Raw genomic sequence first — 376 nt, 5'->3', positions numbered from 1 at the left:
TAGCCCAGCTCCCGCTGCACCTCCCCGATGGTGCCCCGCGGGAAGCCGGGCACGATGCGGTCCACCAGCGTGTTGCAGAAGACGGTGTGCCCCTGCACCCAGTCGGCGAAGCCCTGCGGCAGGCCCCAGGTTCGGGCGTACTGCAGCACGATGCGGCGCAAAGCGTCGCCGTTGCCCTCGATCAGCTCGGTGGGGATGATAATCAGCCCCTTGTCTTCCGCGCCGCCGAAGTGTTCGTAGCGGCGGTGGAGCAGGGCCGTCAGCTTGCCGGGGAAGCTGGCCGGGATGGCGTCAATGCTGGTGTCGTTTTCATCATACATGATGCCGGCCTCGGTGGTGTTGGAGAAGATGAAGCGCAGGTCCGGGTTCTGGCCCA

General features: G+C 66.2%; 1 protein-coding gene. It reads right to left on the bottom strand.

What is annotated here, in order from left to right; translation table 11 throughout:
• Window positions 1–376, bottom strand: a 376-nt coding sequence (locus ABD920_RS24910) for a mannitol dehydrogenase family protein (protein WP_486357936.1), incomplete at both ends; no start/stop codon positions are given.

This window comes from Pontibacter saemangeumensis, assembly GCF_039541895.1.
Classification (GTDB): Bacteria; Bacteroidota; Bacteroidia; order Cytophagales; family Hymenobacteraceae; genus Pontibacter; species Pontibacter saemangeumensis.
Note: the sequence above shows the minus strand (reverse complement) of the source record. Positions and strands in the feature narration are given on the sequence as shown.